Annotated in this window: 21 protein-coding genes; 9 read left to right on the forward strand and 12 right to left on the reverse strand. The window is 40.9% G+C overall.

What is annotated here, in order from left to right; translation table 11 throughout:
• Window positions 1–123: 123 nt before the first annotated feature.
• On the forward strand, window positions 124–2274 hold the full coding sequence (glgX, locus tag FBQ94_RS13250) for a glycogen debranching protein GlgX (RefSeq protein ID WP_040543406.1): 2151 nt from the start codon (window positions 124–126) through the stop codon (window positions 2272–2274).
• A 109-nt stretch (window positions 2275–2383) separates the two neighbouring features.
• A complete protein-coding gene (locus tag FBQ94_RS13255; protein ID WP_007220305.1) occupies window positions 2384–2623 on the forward strand; it encodes a hypothetical protein in 240 nt (79 codons plus the stop codon).
• 93 nt (window positions 2624–2716) lie between these two features.
• On the opposite strand, the gene FBQ94_RS13260 is transcribed toward FBQ94_RS13255, so the two are convergent.
• Window positions 2717–2995 carry a hypothetical protein gene (locus FBQ94_RS13260; RefSeq protein WP_007220304.1) on the reverse strand — a complete coding sequence of 93 codons (279 nt, stop codon included), beginning with the start codon at window positions 2993–2995 and terminating at the stop codon, window positions 2717–2719.
• A 522-nt stretch (window positions 2996–3517) separates the two neighbouring features.
• Here FBQ94_RS13260 and tdh point away from each other — a divergent pair.
• From tdh to FBQ94_RS13290, 6 genes are all read left to right on the forward strand, one after another.
• Window positions 3518–4546 (forward strand): L-threonine 3-dehydrogenase, encoded by a 1029-nt coding sequence (gene tdh / locus FBQ94_RS13265; protein WP_007220303.1) that lies wholly within the window; start codon window positions 3518–3520, stop codon window positions 4544–4546.
• A gap of 17 nt (window positions 4547–4563) precedes the next feature.
• Window positions 4564–5739, forward strand: a complete 1176-nt coding sequence (locus tag FBQ94_RS13270) for a glycine C-acetyltransferase (protein ID WP_007220302.1) — start codon at window positions 4564–4566, stop codon at window positions 5737–5739.
• An 86-nt stretch (window positions 5740–5825) separates the two neighbouring features.
• The gene (locus FBQ94_RS13275; protein WP_007220301.1) at window positions 5826–6314 is read left to right on the forward strand and encodes a hypothetical protein; all 489 of its coding nucleotides are present in this window, start codon (window positions 5826–5828) and stop codon (window positions 6312–6314) included.
• Between the two features lie 47 nt (window positions 6315–6361).
• Entirely contained in the window at window positions 6362–7411 is a 1050-nt protein-coding gene (selD, locus tag FBQ94_RS13280; RefSeq protein ID WP_502872696.1) for a selenide, water dikinase SelD, read from the forward strand.
• Between the two features lie 246 nt (window positions 7412–7657).
• The gene (locus FBQ94_RS13285; RefSeq protein ID WP_007220299.1) at window positions 7658–8413 is read left to right on the forward strand and encodes a protein-L-isoaspartate(D-aspartate) O-methyltransferase; all 756 of its coding nucleotides are present in this window, start codon (window positions 7658–7660) and stop codon (window positions 8411–8413) included.
• Between the two features lie 419 nt (window positions 8414–8832).
• A complete protein-coding gene (locus FBQ94_RS13290; protein ID WP_285442185.1) occupies window positions 8833–9519 on the forward strand; it encodes a DUF1326 domain-containing protein in 687 nt (228 codons plus the stop codon).
• A gap of 140 nt (window positions 9520–9659) precedes the next feature.
• Here FBQ94_RS13290 and glmS read toward each other — a convergent pair whose 3' ends face one another.
• Window positions 9660–11486, reverse strand: coding sequence for a glutamine--fructose-6-phosphate transaminase (isomerizing) (gene glmS / locus FBQ94_RS13295; RefSeq protein WP_007220297.1), 1827 nt, complete (start codon window positions 11484–11486; stop codon window positions 9660–9662).
• Window positions 11487–11733: 247 nt separating this feature from the next.
• Here glmS and lpxD point away from each other — a divergent pair, with 247 nt between their 5' ends.
• Window positions 11734–12747: a UDP-3-O-(3-hydroxymyristoyl)glucosamine N-acyltransferase gene (lpxD, locus tag FBQ94_RS13300; protein WP_007220296.1), complete on the forward strand. Its 1014-nt coding sequence runs from the start codon at window positions 11734–11736 to the stop codon at window positions 12745–12747.
• A gap of 115 nt (window positions 12748–12862) precedes the next feature.
• Here lpxD and fabF read toward each other — a convergent pair whose 3' ends face one another.
• The 10 genes from fabF to gltX form a co-directional block, all read right to left on the reverse strand.
• The gene (gene fabF / locus FBQ94_RS13305) at window positions 12863–14107 is read right to left on the reverse strand and encodes a beta-ketoacyl-ACP synthase II (RefSeq protein ID WP_007220295.1); all 1245 of its coding nucleotides are present in this window, start codon (window positions 14105–14107) and stop codon (window positions 12863–12865) included.
• Window positions 14108–14109: 2 nt separating this feature from the next.
• Window positions 14110–14343: an acyl carrier protein gene (gene acpP / locus FBQ94_RS13310; RefSeq protein WP_007220294.1), complete on the reverse strand. Its 234-nt coding sequence runs from the start codon at window positions 14341–14343 to the stop codon at window positions 14110–14112.
• A gap of 25 nt (window positions 14344–14368) precedes the next feature.
• The gene (gene fabD / locus FBQ94_RS13315) at window positions 14369–15349 is read right to left on the reverse strand and encodes an ACP S-malonyltransferase (RefSeq protein WP_007220293.1); all 981 of its coding nucleotides are present in this window, start codon (window positions 15347–15349) and stop codon (window positions 14369–14371) included.
• Window positions 15322–16311: a beta-ketoacyl-ACP synthase III gene (locus FBQ94_RS13320; protein ID WP_007220292.1), complete on the reverse strand. Its 990-nt coding sequence runs from the start codon at window positions 16309–16311 to the stop codon at window positions 15322–15324. Before FBQ94_RS13320 ends, fabD begins: the two co-directional genes overlap by 28 nt.
• A 45-nt stretch (window positions 16312–16356) precedes the next feature.
• Entirely contained in the window at window positions 16357–17373 is a 1017-nt protein-coding gene (plsX, locus tag FBQ94_RS13325; RefSeq protein WP_007220291.1) for a phosphate acyltransferase PlsX, read from the reverse strand.
• Between the two features lie 4 nt (window positions 17374–17377).
• Window positions 17378–17605: a 50S ribosomal protein L32 gene (rpmF, locus tag FBQ94_RS17515; protein WP_040543176.1), complete on the reverse strand. Its 228-nt coding sequence runs from the start codon at window positions 17603–17605 to the stop codon at window positions 17378–17380.
• A gap of 245 nt (window positions 17606–17850) precedes the next feature.
• Window positions 17851–20511, reverse strand: a complete 2661-nt coding sequence (alaS, locus tag FBQ94_RS13330) for an alanine--tRNA ligase (RefSeq protein ID WP_007220289.1) — start codon at window positions 20509–20511, stop codon at window positions 17851–17853.
• 9 nt (window positions 20512–20520) lie between these two features.
• On the reverse strand, window positions 20521–21606 hold the full coding sequence (gene recA, locus FBQ94_RS13335; RefSeq protein WP_040543403.1) for a recombinase RecA: 1086 nt from the start codon (window positions 21604–21606) through the stop codon (window positions 20521–20523).
• Window positions 21607–21629: 23 nt separating this feature from the next.
• Entirely contained in the window at window positions 21630–22199 is a 570-nt protein-coding gene (thpR, locus tag FBQ94_RS13340; protein ID WP_007220287.1) for an RNA 2',3'-cyclic phosphodiesterase, read from the reverse strand.
• Window positions 22200–22296: 97 nt separating this feature from the next.
• Window positions 22297–23655 carry a glutamate--tRNA ligase gene (gene gltX / locus FBQ94_RS13345; RefSeq protein ID WP_083849139.1) on the reverse strand — a complete coding sequence of 453 codons (1359 nt, stop codon included), beginning with the start codon at window positions 23653–23655 and terminating at the stop codon, window positions 22297–22299.
• Window positions 23656–23742 lie beyond the last annotated feature (87 nt).

Raw genomic sequence — 23742 nt, forward strand, 5'->3', positions numbered from 1 at the left:
CGAGAGTATTTTTCTCTCTGATTAAAGAACGAATCCAACCCTTTCTGGGTAATTATGACACAGTCTCTCAAGGGAGGGGAAAAAGTCGCCGAAGGCCTATTTTATGAAAGGAGCGAAAACAGGATGAAGGAGATTAAGAATATGTGGCCAGGGAAGCCATATCCACTGGGAGCGACCTGGGATGGTTCCGGAGTTAACTTCGCACTTTTTTCAGAAAATGCTACAAGAGTGGAGTTATGTTTATTTAATGGACCCGATGGAAATCAGGAAATTTCCAAGATTCAGTTAATTGAGCAAACTGATCAGATATGGCATATTTATCTCCCCGAGGTACGTCCAGGGCAACTGTATGGTTATCGGGTGCATGGCCCTTACGCACCGGCAGAAGGTCACCGATTTAACCCTGCCAAGCTATTGTTGGACCCATATGCCAGGGCTATTGCCGGGAATATTAAATGGAGCGATGCACTTTTTGGTTATAAGATGGGGGATCCTGCCGCCGATCTTTCTCAGGATGATCGCGATAGCTCTGCCCATCTCCCTAAGTGTGTCGTTGTAGATGAAGCATTTAGCTGGGCAGATGATGTGTATCCAAGAATCCCATGGTATAAGACACTTATCTATGAATTGCATGTTAAAGGTTTTACTGCTTGCCATCCGGATGTACCTGAAGAGTTACGGGGTACCTATGCTGGCCTTGCCACACCGGCGGTTATTGATCATCTCCACTCTTTGAAGATTACGGCAGTAGAGTTAATGCCGGTACATTATTTTGTAAACGATAAACACCTTGTGGATCGAGGGCTTTCTAACTATTGGGGTTACAATTCAATTGGTTTCTTTGCACCGGAATCCCGATACTCAAGCAGCGGGTTTTTAGGGCAGCAGGTGACGGAGTTTAAAACTATGGTTAAGACACTCCACCGTGAGGGGATCGAGGTAATCCTGGATGTGGTTTACAATCATACTGCCGAAGGGAACCATCTGGGTCCTACCTTTTCCTTTCGAGGGATTGATAATGCCAATTATTATCGTTTAGTACCGGAAAATCATCGCTACTATATGGACTATACGGGAACCGGGAATACGTTAAATATGGTGCATCCCCACGTGCTTCAACTTGTTATGGATAGCTTGCGCTACTGGGTGCTTAAGATGCACGTCGACGGGTTCAGGTTTGATTTGGCATCAACACTGGCGCGAGAGCTCCATGAGGTAGATCGTTTAGGATCGTTTTTCGATATTATTCACCAGGATCCTGTGCTCTCACAGGTAAAGTTAATTGCCGAGCCATGGGACCTGGGTGAAGGAGGGTACCAGGTGGGAAACTTTCCTGTTCTTTGGGCTGAATGGAACGGAAAATATCGGGATACTGTGCGGCGGTACTGGAGAGGAGATGCCGGGCAGATTGGCGATTTAGCCTACCGATTAACAGGAAGCAGTGACCTTTACGGGAAAAGCGGGCGAAAGCCATATGCAAGTATTAATTTTGTAACAGCCCATGATGGTTTTACCTTGCGTGACTTAGTTAGTTATAATGAAAAGCACAATGAGGCTAATAAAGAGGATAACCGGGACGGTACGAATGAAAATCTGAGCTGGAACTGTGAAACAGAAGGTCCGAGCGAAGATCCGTTAGTCCTTGTCTTAAGAGCGCGCCAGCAGCGTAATTTCCTGGCAACTCTATTCCTATCGCAGGGAGTCCCATTGCTCCTGGCTGGTGATGAGATCGGAAGGACTCAGAAGGGAAACAATAATACCTATTGTCAGGATAATGAAATTTCCTGGATAAACTGGCATTTGAACCAATCACAACGTGAACTTTTAGAATTTACCCAATACGTAATTAAACTCTCTTATGAACATCCGGTTTTACGGCGGAGACACTTTTTCCAGGGAAGAAAGATTCGTGGTTCTAAGATTAAAGATTTAACCTGGTTCAGACCGGATGGAAAGGAGATGATTGAAGAGGACTGGAATAATCAAAACACCCGTTGTCTGGGGCTTCGGCTGAGCGGCGATGCTATTGAAGAGACTGATGATCGTGGTAATCCAATAAAAGATAATACCCTTTTGTTCCTGCTCAATGCCCATTATGATCAGGTTTCCTTTATCTTGCCATCTAAACCATCGAAAATGCTGTGGGATTTACTCCTGGATACCAGATCAGAAACGGGAATACGGCGGTTTCAATCGAAGGGTGAGAATGAGCCATATGAATTAGTAGGGCGCTCTCTGGCATTACTCTGCTTGCATAGCAACGAGGCTGCGTAAGAATAAGAGAAAACTTCCCGTACAGACAAAGTAAAGCCTATTGCATTTTTTCCTCCAAGAAAATAGTGTTTTCCTTTATACAGTTAGGATTTAATCTTAGTATAAAATCATGGATACAGAAGGTATAAAAGCTGTTATGGTTACCCTGGGCGCCATTATTGCCCTACCCATGCAAGAGTCTAAAACAGGTTTATCAATCATTCCTGCCAAAGGCGAAAAACTGGCAAATTCATTTTTTGTGAGCGTTCAACATCTGGCGTGTAAAAACTGTGGGAATATTGTAAGTAAACAGAAAAGAGAAGAACAGTCTTGTAAAATATACAAAGAAAATGATTGGGTATCAGCTTGAATAGTATTTGGGTAATTACGAAAAATAGATGCTTTTGACTATAAAAAAGGCAACTCATATGAGTTGCCTTTTTTATTTCTGATCTTCCAGGGTTTATTGGTGCCTGTGATGGCAATCGCATCTGCAATCGCCCTCTGGCTGAGACGGTATATGTTTACACTTCTCACACTTTTCTTCCTTCTGTCCTTCTGCCTTTACTCCTTCTTTCGCCCCTTCCTTCTTTCCCTCGTCTTTTGCTACATCCTTTCCGTCTGGCTGAAGGACTTGATAATGTTGTGCTACGGCAGAGCTACTAAAAGAGTTATTTACAACAACGATACTAAATATCAGTGCGCCTACAATAGAAAAACTAAAACCAAATTTTTTTAACATTTTCCCGCCTCCTCTGTAAATTGTTTAATGAAAAAATTCAGTAAGGTACGAAAACACTTTCACAAACTTGTAAGGTTTTCCATAGTAAATTCATTGTGACACTTTGCCGTAAGAGTAGCTTTGCTGTACAATATTTATACCTATCATTCTCAATTTGATCAGTAAATACCTGATTTTTATCTTATAAAGATGATTATTTCTTGCATGTTGCAACATCTTGAGAATTCTTTTATTATAGAAAATAAATTCTTTGCAGTATTAAAAAGAGCAATGCTCATGCCAATAAACTTTAATAAATTTTGAACGATAAACACACATTTATAAAATGAAGAAATAGTTCTAAAAATTTATTTTACAATTAGTTATATTTTGATATGGATAGACAGGGGAGATAAGTTGTAAAGTTTGAAAGATGTGACATGGCACACATATGCATTATAAAAAAGCGTGACATGATACACGGTGAAAGAAGAGGAATCCTGAGTCAACAGTAAGGAATAATAAAGAAAGAGGTGTTCTTCCGTGAAGGCTATTGTTAAAAAAAAACGCACAAGAGGTATGGAATTTGTGGAAGTACCTGCTCCAAGGGTAGGGTTAAAAGATGTACTGATTAAAGTAAAGGTTGCCTCTATTTGTGGTACAGATGTGCATATTTTTGACTGGACACGTTGGGCGCAACATCGTTTTCTACCACCTCGTATTATAGGACATGAATTCGTCGGAAACGTAATAAAGATAGGTGATGAGGTTACTCAGGTAAAGATTGGAGATCGTGTTTCGGCTGAGAGCCATCTTACCTGTGGGTATTGTTATCAGTGCAATAACGGATACTCGGAGGTTTGTAAAAATTTTAAGCTGTTAGGAGTTGACCATGATGGCACCTTTGCCGAATTTCTTGTCTTGCCTGAACATGTTTTATGGAAAAATGATTCCCATATTCCGGATGAATGGGCAACTATTCAGGAGCCGTTTGGAAATGCTGTTGATACCGTTTTGGCTGAGGATGTTTCGGCTAAGACTGTCTTAATTCTTGGGGCTGGACCAATTGGACTTTTTGCTACGGGTATTGCCAAAGCTTGTGGCGCCTCACTCATTATCATTTCTGATCCTAATGATTATCGGTTAGCTATCGGTAAGAAAATGGGAGCACATAGTATCATTAATCCCAGAAAACAAGATGTGGTCCAAACTGCTCTGGAGGTTACAAGGGATAGTGGAATAGACGTAGTTCTGGAATTTTCCGGTAATAATCAGGCTCTGAACCAAGGTTTAAAAGCTATCACGCCGGGAGGAAGGATATCTATTTTGGGTATTTATGAACGGCGGGTACATATCGATTTGAATAAGGATGTTATCTTTAAAAAGATACGTATTTATGGGATTACTGGTCGCAAGATATTCTCTACGTGGTATAAGACATCGCGTTTCTTATCTTCCGGCCTCGTTGATCCAAGCCCTGTCATTACTCATCAATTTTCATTAAAAGACTATGAGAAGGGTATGAAGCTTATGAAAGATGGAAGATGTGGAAAGGTTATTTTAAAAATGTAAAAGGAGCGATATGTATTATGGATAAACTTGATTTTATTACCGAAGAACTTAACAGACTTAAGGAAACAGGACTATTAATCCATATCCGCACCATTGAGGGACCGCAAGGGGCGTGGATTATGGTAGAGGGAAAACGGGTATTAAATCTTTGCTCAAATAACTATCTTGGGTTTGCCAATAATCCCAGATTAAAGTTAGCCTCACAAAAAGCTATTGAAACCTACGGTGTAGGGCCGGCAGCGGTAAGAACTATTGCTGGAACGACACTCCTGCACAAACAGTTGGAACAAAAGCTTGCACTTTTTAAGGGGGTGGAGTGTGCTTTATCCTTTCAATCCGGATTCTGTGCAAACCTGGCCGTTATTCCTGCAATTGTTGGTGAGGGTGATGTTGTTCTTTCGGATGAACTTAATCATGCGAGTATTATTGATGGGTGTAGGTTATCAAGGGCTAAGATTATACGATATAAGCATGGTGATCCACAAGACCTTCGGGTAAAGATATTCAATGAAAAGAGTGCTATGCGTAAGCTTATTATTACCGACGGGGTTTTTAGTATGGAAGGTGATATTGCACCCCTGCCGGAAATTGTAGGGATCGCCGAGGCTTTTGGTGCAATTACTATGGTAGACGATGCCCATGGAGAAGGTGTTTTGGGACGAGGTGGCAGGGGTGTTGTTGACCATTTTGGTCTCCATGGCAAAGTCGATATTGAGACAGGTACCATGTCAAAGGCACTCGGAGTGGTAGGTGGTTATGTTGCAGGAAAGAAAAAGATAACAGATTACTTGTCACAAAAGGGACGTCCATTCCTTTTTTCCAGCGCTGTTGCATCCGCCGATGTAGCAGCTTGTATTGAAGCCGTGAATATTCTCAGTACTTCAGATGTATTCGTTAAACAACTTTGGGATAATACCGCATTTTTTCAGCAGAAAATGAAACATGCCGGATTTGACCTTGGCTACACAAGAACACCTATTACCCCTGTTATCATAGGAGATGCTAAGACAGCTAAAGATTTTAGTCAAAAATTATTTCAGGAAGGAATCTTTGCCCAGGCTATTGGCTATCCTACAGTACCTATGGATAAGGCGCGCATTCGTGTAATGCTTTCCTCTGCACACAATCAGGATGATCTTACCTGGGCGGTGGAGTGTTTTGAGAAGATTGGAAAGTCTTTAAGCGTAGTGTGAGGAATAAAAAGTTGATTTTTTGAAGAAGAACGTTTAACATAAAATTTTATTAATTTTCATAAATCTTTAATTTTTAGGTGCCTTACATGAAGAAATCTATTATTTTAGCAATTCTCATAGTATGTATGTTCGGTTGTGGTAAAAAAGAAACGGAAAAGCTGGAGGAGAGAGGTATATCCGGCGAAAGGGGGCAAAAGGAAGTTAAGGCAAATGAAGAGCTTGGGTTTATTAAAAATGAAGAGGGCTTTCTGGTACATATGAAAAATATTAAGGTGTTGTTAAAACATTTATCAACATCAATTAACCAGCAGAATTGGAATGATATTAAAGAAGATACAAAAAAACTGAAAGCGGCAAGTCCCGTGGTTTTTACAGGTGCAAATAAAGATGACTTGCCTTTGGAGTTTATAAATCTGGATGTTAAATTTCATCTCAGTGCATTACAGTTAATCAGTGCCTGTCAGGAGAAAAATAAAGATAAGGCCACGACAGCCTTTTTCAATGTGGTAAATAGTTGTGATGAGTGCCATGCTAAATTCAACAAAAAAGAGGCATCGACGTCGTGGTTTCAGTAAAATCGATAGAACAAACGGCAGCTTTTTTATGAAAGGGGGTGGTACCTCTGTTACGGAGAAAAAAGCGATTGATCGATTACGCAACGTGTGGCGGGTGAGCTGGTAAGATCCCCGTTGAAGACATGGCGTATGTGCTTCGTAATTTACCGGAGTATCCGGATGAACATCTGTTAGTCGGCCCCAAAACCTTTGCTGATGCCGGTATCTACAAGATTACTGAGGAAATAGCTACGGTATCAACCCTTGATTTTTTTACACCGGTAGTGAATAATCCGTATGATTACGGACAGATAGCAGCAGCTAATGCCTTAAGCGATGTTTACGCTATGGGAGGCAAACCTCTCACGGCTATGAATATCCTTTGTTATCCTCTCAAGACACTGAATAAGGATATTTTGACAGAAATACTTAAGGGTGGAGCAGATAAGGTCAATGAGGCAGGAGCTGCCATTGTGGGTGGTCACACGTTACAGGATAATGAGATTAAATATGGATTATCCGTTACGGGAATTATTCATCCTAAGAAGATTGTAACGAATGCAGGTGCCAGGGTAGGAGATGTATTGGTACTAACAAAACCGTTAGGGACGGGATTAATTATCTCGGCTATTAAGGCCAGGAAAGTTCTTGAGGAGCATATAAGTATTGTAACGAAGAGTATGGTCTTGTTAAATAAGGCAGCCTCTGAAGTTATGCTGGAAGTAAATGTGAATGCCTGCACGGATATTACTGGTTTTGGGCTTATAGGCCATGCGCATGAGATGGCAGAAGCCAGTATGGTTACCTTATCTTTCTTTGCTGGTCATGTGCCTATATTCGAAGGTTGTGAACGCTATGTCAGGATGGGATTGATACCGGGGGTATCAAAGCTTAGTAAGAAATATTTAAAAGATGCGATTAGAATAGATCCTAACGTAAGTGAGGAATTGGTAGATGTCTTATTCGATGCCCAGACTTCCGGCGGCCTGCTTATCTCACTTCCGGAAGAAAAAGTTGAAGTACTTTGTGCAAAACTCAAAGAGAAGGGGGTTATGACTGCCGATGTTATCGGTGAAGTACGTACAAGAGAAGATGTTTCCATTATAGTTACACCTTAGTACATTGCAGACATGGTGATGTTTGACCGATAATGAGTTTATATCATGTATGGATGCTCATTTGGTGGATGTGATTAGAAGCTATCCCAAAACCTATTCTGTACGGAGAAATGCTCCATGGTTATTTTTTTACTATTTATGCTAAATTTTAAACTCGTAACCCTGTAATTTTTTGAAAAACAACCCCATAGGGGTGGAATGTTTATAGAATCATAAAGTTATCTATATGTGAAAAATAAATTCATAATGAAGACAAGTTCGCTTATATTTATTACCTCATACATAGTGAGTACAATCTCTTTTATCAGCTTATCTACGTTTAATAGCGCGGTTTCTGCTCTGGGGATTAAAAGCTCTGTAACGGACGAGGGTGTCTTTAAACGGCAACGGGAACGGATGGTGGAAGAACAGCTTGCCTCCCGAGGTATAAAGGATAAAGAAATACTCGATGCAATGAAGTGTATACCTCGTCACTTCTTTATTCCGGAAGAAAATCGTGTCTTTAGCTATTCAGACCGGCCGGTGCCTATTGGATTTGGACAAACTATTTCTCAACCATATGTAGTTGCCTTTATGACAGAATTATTAAAGGTAGACAAAGATGACATTGTGTTGGAAGTGGGAACAGGTTCAGGCTACCAGGCCTCTGTTCTCTCAAGATTGGTAAAACAGGTATATACAATAGAGGTTGTAGAAAAACTCGGCAAAGAGGCTATAAAAAATTTAAAAGCGCTGGGTTATACGAATGTGAAGGGTATGATTGGTGACGGTTATAAGGGATGGCCTGAACATGCCCCCTTTGATGCCATTATCGTTACAGCAGCGGCAGAGCATATTCCTCAACCACTTATTGATCAGCTTAAGCCTGGCGGTTGTATGGTTATTCCTGTGGGTGGTATGTATGCAGTGCAGGATCTGATGCTGATTACCAAAGACGCTTCTGAGAATATTATAAAGAAATCCATTATCCCTGTACGGTTTGTTCCCCTTATTCGAAAATAAGATGAGAGCGGTTAAGCTGAGACGAATCCACATTTTTATACTCTATTGATAAAAGTATGTCCTCGTCTTACAAGGGAAGTTTTAGAGGTATATATTTCATCAGAATTGTAATTAAGCGGTTTAACTTGATTGTAGAGGAATTTTCATTTCTGTAAGCGGTTTTCAGGGTGGCACGGACTGTAGTCTCTCCGTTTGTCCATGTTGTGTTTAACGTGTCATTGCGAGGGCATTGTCCGAAGCAATCTCTTGAATAGTTGAGAAAAGATTGCTTCGGGAAAAAAACCCTCACAATGACAAATACTCTGGAGCCTCTTATGGTAAATTATCTTGAATGAAAGACTTGTGAAGCGGAACAATTCTTTCTTTGTATGATTGTTTCAATTCCTTATAGGTTCACAGTTACTTTTAGAAGGAGAGGAATGATGAGAAGATTGCGATATTTACTACCTGGAGTAATCTCTGCTATTCTACTTTGTAGTATCTCCAGCACCCTTTGGGCTGGTCCTTCCTGGTCAATTGAAGGTGAGTATTTTGAGGGATGTACCTGCAATCCGGGTTGTCCTTGTCTCTTCGGAAGTGAGCCAACCCATAATAAAACATGTAAGATTACCGGTGTTTTTCGTGTTCTAAAAGGGAATTACGGGCAGCATAATTTAGATGGTCAGACGGTAATAGGAATAACAGATCTGACAGCAACACCGGAGAAAAATTGGATTGTTTTTTATATAAATGATAAGGCCGCCTCCGCTATTCAGAAAAATGCATTATTGGATATTTTTAAAAATCATGTATTTCGTTTTGGCAAAGTTCCACCTGAAAGGATTACCGTAAGATATCTACCTATCCAGGTAGAATCTTCTGAATGGCGTAAGAGGGCTGAAGTAGCCAATAGATTATCATTAGATATTGAGCTGTTGCATGGGCAGGGAGATCCGGGAAAACCTACTCAAATTGTCAATAAGAACTTTACTCTCTGGGCAAAAGAATTTGATTTAACATTAGATATGGGAAAGGCTGTTAATCATCGGTTTCATGAGGATAACCAGGAGTGGAATTATGACGGGAGAAGCGGTTTTGCAACAAAATTTCACTTTACCAGTGATTAAGAGATCTTTAGCGCTTTAGTTTATATGTTGAATAGAAAATAGTTGTTCACGTAAGGCGTAAATAACCGGTAGGGGCGAACCTTGTGTTCGCCCCTACCAAATCTATACTTAATTTTACCCGCATCCTCAGAGTGAACCTCTTATTCAACCGTTACACTCTTTGCAAGATTTCTCGGTTTATCAACATCGCATCCTCTCATGACTGCCATATGATAGGCCAGCAATTGGAGAGGAATTACTGACAGGAGAGGTGTCAGGACATCAGTAGTTTTTGGTATGTAAAGGACGTGATTTACCTTTTCTGCAATTTGATCATCTCCCTCAGTTGCAATTGCAATTACTTTTCCTTTTCTGGATTTAACCTCTTCGATATTGTTTAAAATCTTACCGTAAACATTATCTCTTGTTGCAATAAAGACTACGGGCATATCTTTGTTTATGAGGGCAATAGGTCCATGCTTCATCTCTGCTGCTGGATAACCTTCGGCGTGGATATATGATATCTCTTTTAGCTTTAATGCGCCTTCAAGCGCTACGGGGTAGTTGTATCCTCTTCCCAGATAAAGAGTATGTTCACTATCCTTGTATAACTTTGCAAGTTCAATGATATGTTCTTCCATGTTAAGGATAGTTTGGATCTTTTCCGGTATGGATTGTATATCCTTAATCATATTTGAGTCTAATGGGGAAGATGGGCATCTAAGATTTCTCATGTAAGAGGTGAATAAATAAAGTACCGCGATTTGTGCTGTAAAGGCTTTGGTAGATGCAACGCCAATCTCCGGGCCGATATGTAAATAAATTCCGCCATCGGCTTCCCTTGCTATTGTACTGCCGACAACATTGCAGATGGAGAGTATCTTGGCGCCCTTCTGTCTGGCTTCCCGTATAGCTGCCAGGGTATCTGCCGTTTCTCCAGACTGACTTATAGCAATTACAATAGTATCTTTTTCGATCACAGGGTTTCGATATCGAAACTCAGAGGCGTATTCCACTTCAACCGGTATGCGTGCAAATTCTTCCAGCATGTATTCACCTACAAGCCCTGCGTGCCATGATGTGCCGCAGGCTACAATTATGATACGCCTGGCCTGCCGGAGGTCTTGCTCGCAATGGATTAATCCTCCCAATCTTACTGAGTCGTTATTACTTTCCACCCGCCCACGCATAACGTTCCTTAGGGATTGAGGTTGCTCATGAATTTCCTTCAGCATAAAATGTTCATAGCCACCCTTCTCAATCATATCCAGGTTCCATAGTATTTCCTCAACTTTTTTATGTGTCCGGATATTTTGTATGGTCTTCGTCTCGTAGCGGTCCGGTGTGAGAATAGCTATCTCATTATCATCCAGATACACCACATCCCGGGTATGTTCCAGCGAAGCAGAAACATCAGAGGTTATAAAATATTCTTGATTTCCAATCCCTATCATTAAGGGCGATCCTTTCCTTGCCGCTACAATTTTTCGGGGATTTTTCTGGGAAATCACTGCAATACCATACGTTCCCTCTACCTCTCGTAATGCTTCCATGACGGCTGTTTCAAGATCACCATGAAAATATTTCTCAATAAGATGGGCCAGTACTTCTGTATCTGTTTCGCTCTTAAAGATATGTCCTTCCTGCTCTAATTTTGATTTTAAATAATCATAATTCTCAATAATTCCGTTGTGTACTACGGCAATTTCGTTATTGCAATCAACATGAGGATGAGCATTCTCCGTGGTGGGGGCGCCATGTGTCGCCCATCGTGTATGAACAATGCCTAAAGAGGTATGAAAATTATTCCCATTCAGTCTCTTTTCTAACTCAGCTATCTTACCCACAGCCTTTTCACAATGTAAAATACCATTCTGAATAAATGCCATTCCAGAAGAATCATATCCGCGATATTCGAGCCTTTTGATGCCGTCTAATAAAACCTTGACTGCTTCTTTACACCCGATATATCCGACAATTCCGCACATATGATTTACTCCTTAAAATTATTGATATTGTTAAATTTACTATGGTTATCATACCCGTGAAGAGTATCGAAATTTTGAAAATATTTACTTTTTGGCAAATGCATCATAAGAGATTAAAAAAATAGATATATTGATTGCTTAATGTGTACATTATTATTTTTAATAGACTAATTTGTCAATATAAAAGTTCGTTTGACTATGATTCCCTGCCATGATACGATGTTCCATAAATATCTTTTGATACATTATGAAATATACACTAAGCCAAATTCAACTCATTACCGGTGGAAGGGTTATTGGTAATTTAAATACCATAATTACAGGTATTGCGAGTATCGAAACTGCAAAAGAGGGAGATATAACCTTTATTAAAGACGATACATTAATTCCGCAGGCATTGCTATCGAAAGCTTCTGTGATTGTTACACATCGAGAGATTGGGACGCTGAAAAGGCCGCAAATTGTTATAGAAACAAATCCATTTTTGGCTTTTACTAAGCTCATGGAGGTCATAGCTAAAGAGAAACACAATCGCCCCATAGGGATTCATCCTTTATCTAGTATTAGCAAAGAGGCTATTCTGGGAAAAGAAGTTTCTATTGGCGCTTATGTTATTATTGAAGATCGTGTAAGAATAGGCAATAATGTTACCATTTATCCAAATACATTTATCGGCAAAGAAAGTTCTATAGGTGATGGTTCTCTTATTTATCCCCATGTTACTATTCGGGAGGAGGTTACCATTGGGAAACGAGTGATTATACACAGCAATAGCGTTATTGGAGAAGATGGGTTTGGTTATCTCCAAATACAGGGTAAACATACGAAAATACCTCAGATAGGAACCGTTGAAATAGGGGATGATGTTGAGATCGGCGCTGTGGTAACAATTTGCCGTGCGGCGCTCGATAAGACGATCATCGGGAACGGTGTAAAAATAGACAATCATTCGCATATTGCACATAATGTTACTATAGGAGATAATACCATACTTATCGCATATGCCAAAATCGCAGGAAGTACCAGGATTGGAAAAAATGTTATGATTGCAGAAGATGTTGGCATTACCGATCATGTAGATATTGGTGATAACTGTATTATTGGCGGAGGCTCAAATGTTTATAAAAGTTTAGAATCAGGTTCTGTTGTATGGGGTTCCCCAGCCAAGCCTATCAACGATGAAAAACGCATCCAGGTAGTAATGAAAAAACTACCAGAAATGTATCATGCTATTAAGAAATACCTAAAGACTCTCCCGTAAGACTTACTATAGTTTTTATAGGGGAAATAGTAATAAGCACTCTTGCTTATCTGTGAATAGACTCAGGGAAGATTACAGGGGTATGATATATTTTATTAAATTGTAGTGCCTATTCTCATAATCCTTTTAAGATAATGCTGGCGTTGTGCCCGCCAAAGCCAAATGAGTTGGAGAGAATCTGTTTAACCTTCTTTTCACGAGCGACATTAGGAATAAAATCCAGTCCCGAGCATTCGGGATCAGGTGTCTCGTAATTGATGGTTGGAGGAATAATACCTTCCTTAATTACTAAGGCGCAGATCACTACCTCAACACTTCCCGAAGCCCCTAACTGATGGCCTAACATGGATTTTGTTGAACTCACGGGAATTTGCGGGGCGTACGGTCCAAAAACTCTTTTAATAGCCTTTATTTCAATATTGTCACCGAGAGGAGTTGACGTAGCATGTGCGTTAATGTAGTCAATTTCTTCCGGGTTGCAGTTGGCATCTTTTAAGGCGCTATTCATACACTTTGCCGCGCCATCGCCATTACATTCTGGTGCTGCAATATGGTAGGCATCGGCATTAAGTCCGTATCCCGATACCTCTGCATAGATATTTGCGCCTCGTTTCTTTGCTGTTTCAAATTCTTCCAGTACAACGATGCCGGCTCCTTCTGAGAAAACGAAACCATCCCGATTTTTGTCAAAGGGACGACTTGCTTTCTGTGGAGCATCATTACGTGTGGAAAGTGCTTTCATGGCGCTAAATCCACTGAGGGCTAAAGGTGTGATTATCGCTTCTGAACTTCCTGCGATCATGATTTCTGCGTCCCCTCTCTGAATAATCCTGACTGCCTCTCCGATAGAATTAACGCCTGTGGTGCATGCTGTTACCAGTGCATAATTAGGCCCTTTGATCCCGAATCGTATTGCCACCTGCGCCGGAGCGGCATTAACCATCAATTTAGGAATCATAAGGGGGGATATCCTTGAGGGACCTTTGTTGATAAGAATATTATGTTGGCTTTCAATTTCTTGTAAACCACCCATGCCAGAACCAATTAAAACCCCTACCCTTGTTGCATCGTAGTCATCCAATTTCAATCCGGCATCATTGATGGCATTTATAGAAGCGACTACGGAGAATTGTGTAAAGCGTTCTAACCGGCGCGCCTCTTTAACATCGAACCACTTACTGGAATCAAAATCGCTAACTTCTCCGCCGAAGTGTACATCAAATGCTGAGGTATCAAAAGAAGTGATAGGTTTAATACCGCTTTTTCCCTCGCACAGCGCCGACCATAGTGTATTCTTTTCCAGCCCTAAAGGCGTAACTGCCCCGACGCCTGTGACAACAACCCTTCGTTTCTCTTGCATTTTTATTTGTGTTCCTCTATATATTTAACGGCGTCTCCTACGGTACGTATTTTCTCTGCATCCTCGTCAGGGATGTTCATATCGAAGGCATCCTCGAATTCCATGATCAATTCTACAGTATCCAGAGAATCAGCTCCTAAATCATTGATAAATGAAGTGTCTTTTGTAATCTGATCGCTTTTTACTCCCATTTGTTTTGTAATAATTTCTTTAACCTTATCTTCAACTGCTGACACGGTCTTTTACCTCCTTATGTTAAAATTAAATCGATTTCATTAAATTTTTAAAGGTTTCTACGGTATCAATATTTACCATTTTTTGAGCGGGATCGATCCTTCGCATGAGGCCCGATAATGACTTTCCCGGTCCGATTTCATAAAACTGATTAAATCCGTCCTGTATTAGAGTGCACATCGATTGATGCCATCGCACAGGGCTGTTCAATTGTATTGATAAAGATGTTTTTATCTCAGCAGGCTCACTCACATACTGTGCATTGATATTTGCCACAACCGGTATGTTTGATTTTAAGACCGGTGTTGATTCCAGCTCCTTTGAGAGTTTACTACTTGCGGGGCTCATTAATTCCGAATGGAATGCTCCGTCAACTTTCAAAGGGACAACTATTTTTGCACCCCGTTCTTTAGCTAATGCCGATGCTTTTTCCAAAGTTGATCTTTCGCCTGAAATAACTATCTGTCCCGGACAATTATAATTTGCAGCACAAATAACCCCTTCTGTCCGTATTTCTGTGCAAATTTGTTCTACTTTTTCATCTTCTAATCCAATGATAGAAACCATACCTCCGTGATTTGCATTGCAGGCATCCTGCATGAAGGCGCCCCGCTTATATACCAATCGTACAGCATCGGTAAAAGCTATTGAACCCGCAGATACATGAGCTGTATATTCTCCCAGGCTAAGACCAGCAGTGGCAAGACAGGCGCTTGGTTGGATTGGAGAATTTTTCTTTAAAACTTCTAATATTGCCATACTTGTAACAAGTATGGCAGGCTGACACAGAGAGGTTTTGTTTAATTCCTCTTGTTTTCCTTGAAAACAAAGCGCTGCGATATCAAACCCCAGTACCTCATTAGCTTCATGGAATACCTCCTGTGCCTCCTTGAAATGCACATAAAAATCCTTTCCCATCCCCACATACTGTGTACCCTGACCAGGGAAAAGAAGCGCTGTCTTTTGCTTTTGCATGCTTTCTACCATCGAATAATTGAAGACCCCCATGTTAATCCTCCCCCAAACGCAACGAGCATAACAATGTCTCCTTTTTTGATGCGTCCTTCCTTTCGGGCTTCATTAATTGCAATAGGAATAGAGGCAGATGATGTATTTCCATATTTATCGATATTTACAAATGCCTTTTCCATGGGAAGTCCAAGCTTTTCCATAGTTGCTTCAATAATCCTTAGATTGCTCTGATGAGGGATGATCAAGTCTATATCGGCGAGTTTCAGTCCATTCTCATCTGCTGTTTCTAAAATTAAGTTCGTTATATTGTTAATAGCCAGTTTAAATACTTCTTTCCCTCTAAATTGGATATAATGCGCTCTCTGCTGGATAGACTCCAGAGATGCTGGATTTCTAGCTCCTCCCCCAGGCATAATAAGTACATCTGCTTGTGATCCATCTGCAGCCAAACGGGTAGACAAAATCTCGTGTTTTGTAGGATTTTTCTGTATAATGACAGCGCCAGCGCCATCTCCAAACAGAACGCAAGTTGAGCGATCAGTATAATCAGTGATTTTCGATAAACATTCAGCCCCTACTACTAATGCGGTTTTTATTGCTCCGGAGTTTATGAAGCTTTCTCCAACAGCTAATGCATAAATAAATCCAGCGCATGCCGCCAATATATCAAAAGCGCCTGCCCTTGTTGCTCCTAATTTTTGTTGTATATAACATGAGGTTGAAGGAAAGATATGGTCAGGCGTTATCGTAGAAGTAATAATCATATCTAAATCTTGCGGAGAAACCCCTGCGTCTTCCATTGCATATATTGATGCCTGAGTAGCAAGATCCGATGTTATTATACCGTTTTCAACAATATGGCGCTCTTTAATACCTGTTCGCTGGACAATCCAATCATTACTGGTTTCAACGAGTTTTTCTAAATCGTAATTTGTTAAAATCTTATTTGGCAGGTATGATCCTATCCCTGTAATTGAAGCCCTTTGATTCTGTTGCATGTATAATTTTAATTATCCAGAGGAGATTAATAGGTGACTAGTCAGTTAAACAACATGTGCCGTAAGCGTATTGATCTTTTCGAATTCGGAAACAATATGCTCATTGACCTTGTATTTTGATAGCTTCAACGCAACTTTTATGGCATTTTGGATAGCCTTGGAGTCAGATCTGCCATGACAGATAATACAAATACCGTTAACTCCCAGTAGGGGAGCGCCGCCATATTCTGCAAAGTCCATTTTTGCCTTTAATGGTTCGAAGGCTGGTTTACACAACCACAGACCTAACTTTGTCCAAAAGCTCTTGAGCGCTTCTGTCTTAATTGTTGACAGAAGACTCATGGAAAGTCCTTCTGCAAATTTCAATATAATATTTCCTACAAAACCCTCACAGACAACTATATTGGCTTTATTATCAAATATTTCACGGCCTTCTACGTTTCCTACAAAATTTAAATTCGAATTGGAGAGGAGTGTAAAGGTATCTTTCACAAGGTCGTTTCCCTTTGCATCCTCTTCACCGATATTGAGAAGCCCAACCTTTGGGTTTTCTATACCGAAGATACATCGATAATAGACTGCTGCCATAACACCATATTGGAAAAGATGGAGTGGCTTACAGGCTATGTTAGCTCCTATATCAATGATTAAGCATACTCCTTGCCGTGTGGGAAGTGCAGCCGCAATACCCGGGCGGCGAACACCTTTTAATGTTCTTAAGTGCAATGTCGATGCAGCTACGGTTGCGCCTGTATGCCCGGCGCTTACCACGGCACAGGCTTCTCCGTGAGCTACAAGTTCGATACTTTGTGTAATTGATGAATTAATCTTTTGGCGTATAGAGTAGGTTGCAGGATCATCCATCTGGACTATTTGAGATGCGTGATGAATGGTAATATTTTTCGGTATCGCTCCGTAAGTGTTTAACTCTCGGCTCAGAGTATTTTCATCACCTACCAATATAATATCATCATCTCGTAATTGTTGTGCAGCGAGAATTGATCCTTTAATAATTTCATGTGGAGCCTTATCTCCACCCATTGCATCTACTGCAACTCTCATGGATTTACCTTTCAACAGTGATAACCTGTTTACCTCGGTAGTATCCACAATTATGACAGACCGTGTGTGGTTGATTTACCTGTTTACAATGCGAACAAATATATCGCTTTGAGCGTACTCCGGCACCTTTTTCCATATTTTCGGCAAGCGGAATGACCGGAGGGGTCAATTTATCATGGGTCCGTCTTTTACGCGTCCTTGAATTCGAAAACCTTCTCTTCGGATTAGGCATGTATCACCTCTATAAAAATTCCAAATAATAAAAAAAGAAGTACTGGGAATAAAAAGGGATTACAGAGACATTCTTTCTTAAACTTCCCGATACTTCATCGTAATTCTTTATAATCTCTCGTATAAATATTCTGTTATTGAATTTACGCTTATGGTACTATGTCCCTTCTAAGTCAAAAAATTTTATATAGATATACCATTATTGTCAAGGAAAAACTCATATGCCAGCGTAAGTAAATTCGATACTCACGAACTAATCGTTTGAAGGATTTTCTTGCTCAACAATTCTGTAGCGAAATGAAGCGCATCATCTAACTTTTCTACCCATTGTCCTCCGGCCTGCGACATATCAGGTCTGCCCCCTCCTCCTCCGCCAACTAATTTTGCCACTTCTTTCGATATATTCCCTGCATGGAAGCCACGCTTAACTAAATTAGGGCTCATGGCTGCAATTATTGTTACTCGTCCATCCTGGATAGCTCCTAATATAATGGCTACATCCTCAGCAGATTTTATTAACAGATCAGCCGTTTTTCTCAAGTCGTCTACCGTTGCATCCTCTAATTTTCTTGTAATAATCTTTACCCCTGACACCTCTTTGGCATTCTCGATAAGAGTATGAATCTTACTGCTGAGTTCTTTTTGCTTTACCCTGCTGAGCTCTTTTTGTAAATTCTTTAATTCGTGTAAGATATCCTGTGCTTTTGTAACCAGTTTGCCCTCAGTCGTATTCAGTATCTCACATATCTCCTGAATAATGTCTTCTTTTTCTCTTTCTCTCTTTAATGTCGACATGCCTGTTACGGCTTCGATACGTCTGATTCCAGCGGCAACAGATGACTCACTAACAATCCTGAATAATCCGATTTCTCCTGAACTGTCTACATGAGTTCCACCGCAAAGCTCCTTGCTATAATCTCCCATAGAGAGCATTCTGACCAACTCCCCGTATTTTTCTCCAAAAAGAGCCAGGGCGCCGGCATTTTTTGCCTGTTGGATGGTTAATTCTTTTGCCGATACCGGTACATTTTCGAGTATTTTCTCGTTTACCAGGTCTTCAATGCGTGTTATTTCCTCCTTTGTTAAGGCGGAGAAATGATGGAAATCAAAACGTATGCGGTCAGGCGCTACCAAAGAACCTGCCTGTTCCGCATGCTGACCTATTACTCTTCGTAAAGCATAATGGAGAATGTGTGTTGCCGAATGATTCTTCCGGATATCATTTCTTCGCTGGACGTCAACTTTTGCTTCAACAACGATCCCTGTCTTTAGTTCTCCTTTTATTACCTTTCCTGTATGGAGAGTAAAATCATCATTCCTTCTTGTATCAGTAACCTGGATCAGGGTTCCGTCCGACTCCAAAATTCCGGTATCGCCAATTTGTCCGCCTGATTCACCATAAAAAGGCGTTTGATCTAAAATTACCGTTACCTCACTTCCAACAATAGCCACATCTACAAGCTCGTTGTTCCGGATAATGGCAATTATTTTTCCCTGGCAGGTGTTTTGATTATAACCTAAAAATTTCGAACCCTTTGAAATGTCTTTGATCTTGCTGAGCGGACCTGTATCGAAGACCTGTCCGGTCATCTGGGAAGCCGTTCTTGCCTGTAACCGTTGCTTTTGGAGTTCATCCTCAAAACCGTTTCTATCAACGACAAAACCTTTTTCGTTTAAAATAGCTTCTGTCATATCTAAGGGAAAGCCGTAGGTATCGTATAGTTTAAAGGCCTCTTTGCCGGAAAGGGTCTTTTGATTGCTTTTATGCAAAGTTTCCATGAGCTCTTCCAATATACGTGTTCCCTGTTCCAGCGTTTCGTGGAATTTTTCTTCTTCATTCTTTATAATTCGCGCAATATTTTCTCTTCGCTGCTTAATATCAGGATAGTAATCTTGCATCACATTGCTCACAATCGGTACCAGTTTGTAAAGAAAGCTATCTTTTACACCCAATTGCGTGCCGTCACGAATGGCTCGCCTCAACAGCCGCCTCTCAACATATCCACGTCCCTCATTGCCGGGAAGCACACCATCGGAAATGCAAAACACACATGCTTTTACATGGTCTGCGATACGACGCATAAGTATAGCATTTTCAACTCTGCCGTTGTATTTTACCTGTGCTATTTCTTCTATGGATGAGATAATTGGGCGGAAGATATCAATATCAAAATTTGTTTGCACCCCTTGCATAACACGCGCCATTCTTTCCAAACCCATACCCGTATCGACATTTTGATGGGGTAATGGCTCAAGCTTGCCGCCCTCTTTGCGGTCGTATTCGGTAAATACCAGATTCCATATCTCCACGAACCGGTCGCACTCGCATGCGGGATCGCATTCTTTTCTCCCGCAGCCGATTTTTTCTCCCTGGTCAAAAAATATTTCAGAACAGGGGCCACAAGGCCCATTCGGCCCTAAGAGCGGCGCATTTGCTGGCCAAAAGTTATCCTTTTGATCATATCGGTAAATCCTTGATTTCGGTATATGGATATGTTTTTCCCAAATCTCATATGATTCATGGTCATCTTTGTAAACACTTACGCTTAAGCGTTCTTCTGAAATTTTTAGTTCTTGTACCAGAAATTCCCATGCCCATTCAATAGTTTTCTGCTTGAAATAATCACCGAAGGAGAAATTTCCAAGCATTTCAAAAAATGTATGATGAGAGGCCGTTTTGCCCACGTTATCAATATCTCCGGTGCGAAGACATTTCTGGCATGTCGCTGCTTTTTTGACGTTCAGGTTGCCTTTACCCAGAAACATATCTTTAAACTGATTCATCCCTGCGCCGGTAAAGAGAAGGGTTGGATCATTCTGTGGGACTAGTGAGTCGCTGGGTAAAACAGCATGAGATTTCTTTTCGAAAAAATTGAGAAATTTACTTCGAATTTCGCTTGTTCTCATAATAGTAAATTATTTTTCACCCTTCCTGGACTGCGGTTCTGCCTTGTTTTTTTGCGAGGTTCCTTCATCGGCCTTTTCTGTAGCCATTTCTGGCCTTAATTTTTTAAGGATAGAGCGTTCTAATTCCTCCATTAATTGAGGATTCTCTTCGAGAAATTGCCGTGAGTTTTCCCTTCCCTGCCCTAATCGTACCTCACCACAAGAGAACCAGGTGCCGGATTTATCGATAATTTGATGTTCAACGCCAAGGTCTATAATATCCCCTGAACGCGATATGCCGGTGTTATAGAGAATATCAAACTCTGCTTTCTTGAAAGGGGCTGCAACCTTATTTTTGGCAATGGTAGCACGAACCCTGTTTCCGATTGCAACATCAGCATCTTTTATGCTCCCTATTCTCCGTATATCGATACGTACTGAGGAATAAAATTTGAGTGCCCTTCCGCCTGGCGTCGTTTCGGGATTTCCGCCGTACATAACGCCGATTTTTTCTCTAATCTGGTTAATAAAAATAACTGTCGTTTGGGATTTTGAAATACACCCGGTTAGTTTACGCAATGCCTGCGACATCAACCTCGCTTGTAAACCTACATGGGAATCTCCCATTTCTCCCTCAATCTCTGCGCGAGGAACAAGTGCGGCTACGGAATCAATTGCGATGATATCTACGGCATTACTTCTTACCAGTAATTCTGCAATCTCAAGTGCTTGTTCGCCTGTGTCAGGTTGATTGACCATGAGATTATCCAAATCTACCCCTAATTTTTTAGCATAGTCCGGGTCCAGGGCATGCTCGGCATCGATAAAGGCGGCTGTACCGCCATTTTTCTGCGCATTCGCAATAATATGAAGCGTCAGGGTTGTTTTGCCCGAAGATTCCGGACCAAAAATTTCAACGATCCTTCCGCGCGGAATCCCCCCCACGCCTAACGCAATATCCAGAGATAAAGCTCCGGTTGGAATTGTGGGGACATCTATCTTGGTGTCACCCCCCAACGTCATTATTGTGCCCTTCCCATATTGCTTCTCAATCTGGGAGACTGCCCTCTCTAGCGCTTGTTGCCGTTTCTCTTTATCTACTTCAGATTTGACCATAGTATATTTACCCATATAAAAAGTCATAATGAAACTAAATCAATAGTATGTAACTTCGTATATATGGGTCCTTTCTGCAAAAGATCACTTTTCATCAAAACTATCCGGGTTACCTGTGCTAAACCAAAATGAAACCCATTGTACGAATTCAGAATTTCCATAAGCCTTTTTACATTCTTGCGTGTCTTTATACGGCCTACGGTAAGATGCGCTTCAAATTTACGATCCTCATGCTTTACACCTAATGCTACGAGTTGATTATTCAGTTTCTCATGGATTTTTGTTAAAATCCCGTCTGAATCTATTACATCAGCATAAACAATCCGTGGATTTTTTTCCGTTGGAAAGGCGCCAACACCCATATAATTAAGATCGAAAAGTTTTGTGCCGGCTGCCGAATCTTTTATTATGCGGACAACTTCATCGATTTTTTCTTCATCAAGGGAGCCAATAAATTTGAGGGTAATATGAAGATTCTCAGGAGCTACCCAGCCCACGTCCGCATTCGCCTTTTTCAGTTCATCCTGGAACTCTCCTAATTTTTTTCGGATTTCCTCTGGAATTTCAACGGCGACAAAAAGCCTTACCTTCATACCTGATATCTTAAGAGTTTTATTATTGACAGGATTTACAGGATGAAAAGGGATACACACAAAAGATAAAATACTGTATAAATCTTGGTGATCCTATCTAGCAAGTCCCTCCCGGTGCGTTTATTTTAACTGCATTTGATTTCTCGCTGAGATTATTTACGGTACAGCTAAGCCTTTTCAGTGTCTTCTCTTTTCCCAAAAGCTCCATAGTCTCGAAGATGCCGGCGCTTACGCTCTTTCCGGTAATAGCTACCCGTAAGGGTTGGGCAAGCTTAGAAAATCCAATGCCAATCTTTACGGTCAACGCACGCAAAGATTCCTCTAAGTTTTTTTTGTCAAAATCTTTAAGGAGAGAAAGGGCTGAGTATACCTCTTTTAACAATCCGGCAATTCCTTCCTTGTTGAGAAATTTGTCTACGGCAACCTGATCGTATTCAATAGTATCCGTAAAGAAAAACCTTGTTTGATTCAGTAAATCCTGAAACGTCTTAAACCGCTCATGGTACAATTCTACTAAATTTGTTAACCATTCCGAAGAGATTTCTCCCATAGTAATATCTGATTTTTCAAAAAACCTTTTAACCTCAGTTGCGAGTTGTCTGACAGGAGTATTCTTGATGTATTGGCCAGTCATCCAGTCCAATTTGGTATTGTTAAACTGAGCGCTGGTTTTATTCACACGTTTTAAGGTAAATTTATCGATCATTTCCTGAATTGATAAAATTTCCAGATCGTTACCGGGTGACCATCCCAAAAGGGCAAGAAAATTTACGAGGGCATGGGGAAGATAACCTTTGTCCCGATATTCAGTAACAGAGGTTGCCCCGTGACGTTTGCTTAACCTCGATCCGTCTTCTCCAAGGATCATCGGGATATGAGCAAATTCCGGAATCTTAAACCCAAAGGCCTTATAAAGGGCAATCTGTTTGGGCGTATTCGATATATGATCGTCTCCGCGAATAATATGGGTAATCCCCATATCCGCATCGTCTACTACGCAGGCAAAATTATAGGTTGGAAAACCATCTGCTTTAAGAATTACGAAATCTTCGATAAGGGCCGTGTCAAACGTAATGGGACCGTGGATAAGATCATCGAATCGGGTTACTCCCTCCTGCATCTTGAAGCGGATAGCCTTACGGCCTTCGGCATCGGTATCATAAAATGCACTTCCTTGTGCAACTAATTTCTCTGCGTATTCCTTATAGACAGACAATCGTTGGCTTTGAAAATACGGACCTTCATCCCAGTCTAATCCCAGCCACTTTATGCTGTCGAGGATGGCTTGTGTAGCTTCCTCGGTAGAGCGTTGTTGATCGGTATCCTCTATACGTAAAAGAAAAATACCTTTATTATGCCTTGCAAAAAGCCAGTTAAAGAGCGCTGTTCTTGCTCCGCCAATATGGAGGTAACCTGTTGGACTTGGTGCAAAACGGACTTTGACGTTGGAATTCAGATCGTATTCCTTTCTCTAAAAGCTCATGTATTTATATCTATCCAGGTTGTCTATGGAATAATGAGGCAGTTACAAATATGAGTAATA

The sequence above is a fragment of the Candidatus Jettenia sp. AMX1 genome, from assembly GCF_030263775.1.
GTDB lineage: Bacteria > Planctomycetota > Brocadiia > Brocadiales > Brocadiaceae > Jettenia > Jettenia caeni.

Excerpts from the sequence above, each read along its gene's own strand:
- glgX (WP_040543406.1), top strand. The coding sequence starts at position 124 with ATGAAGGAGATTAAGAATATGTGGCCAGGGAAGCCATATCCACTGGGA.
- lpxD (WP_007220296.1), top strand. The coding sequence starts at position 11,734 with ATGAAATATACACTAAGCCAAATTCAACTCATTACCGGTGGAAGGGTT.
- rpmF (WP_040543176.1), bottom strand. The coding sequence starts at position 17,605 with ATGCCTAATCCGAAGAGAAGGTTTTCGAATTCAAGGACGCGTAAAAGA.
- recA (WP_040543403.1), bottom strand. The coding sequence starts at position 21,606 with ATGGTCAAATCTGAAGTAGATAAAGAGAAACGGCAACAAGCGCTAGAG.
- FBQ94_RS13285 (WP_007220299.1), top strand. The coding sequence starts at position 7,658 with ATGAAGACAAGTTCGCTTATATTTATTACCTCATACATAGTGAGTACA.
- FBQ94_RS13320 (WP_007220292.1), bottom strand. The coding sequence starts at position 16,311 with ATGCAACAGAATCAAAGGGCTTCAATTACAGGGATAGGATCATACCTG.
- glmS (WP_007220297.1), bottom strand. The coding sequence starts at position 11,486 with ATGTGCGGAATTGTCGGATATATCGGGTGTAAAGAAGCAGTCAAGGTT.
- FBQ94_RS13275 (WP_007220301.1), top strand. The coding sequence starts at position 5,826 with ATGAAGAAATCTATTATTTTAGCAATTCTCATAGTATGTATGTTCGGT.
- thpR (WP_007220287.1), bottom strand. The coding sequence starts at position 22,199 with ATGAAGGTAAGGCTTTTTGTCGCCGTTGAAATTCCAGAGGAAATCCGA.
- FBQ94_RS13260 (WP_007220304.1), bottom strand. The coding sequence starts at position 2,995 with ATGTTAAAAAAATTTGGTTTTAGTTTTTCTATTGTAGGCGCACTGATA.
- fabD (WP_007220293.1), bottom strand. The coding sequence starts at position 15,349 with ATGGGGGTCTTCAATTATTCGATGGTAGAAAGCATGCAAAAGCAAAAG.
- plsX (WP_007220291.1), bottom strand. The coding sequence starts at position 17,373 with ATGAGAGTTGCAGTAGATGCAATGGGTGGAGATAAGGCTCCACATGAA.
- alaS (WP_007220289.1), bottom strand. The coding sequence starts at position 20,511 with ATGAGAACAAGCGAAATTCGAAGTAAATTTCTCAATTTTTTCGAAAAG.
- FBQ94_RS13290 (WP_285442185.1), top strand. The coding sequence starts at position 8,833 with ATGATGAGAAGATTGCGATATTTACTACCTGGAGTAATCTCTGCTATT.
- FBQ94_RS13255 (WP_007220305.1), top strand. The coding sequence starts at position 2,384 with ATGGATACAGAAGGTATAAAAGCTGTTATGGTTACCCTGGGCGCCATT.
- fabF (WP_007220295.1), bottom strand. The coding sequence starts at position 14,107 with ATGCAAGAGAAACGAAGGGTTGTTGTCACAGGCGTCGGGGCAGTTACG.
- FBQ94_RS13270 (WP_007220302.1), top strand. The coding sequence starts at position 4,564 with ATGGATAAACTTGATTTTATTACCGAAGAACTTAACAGACTTAAGGAA.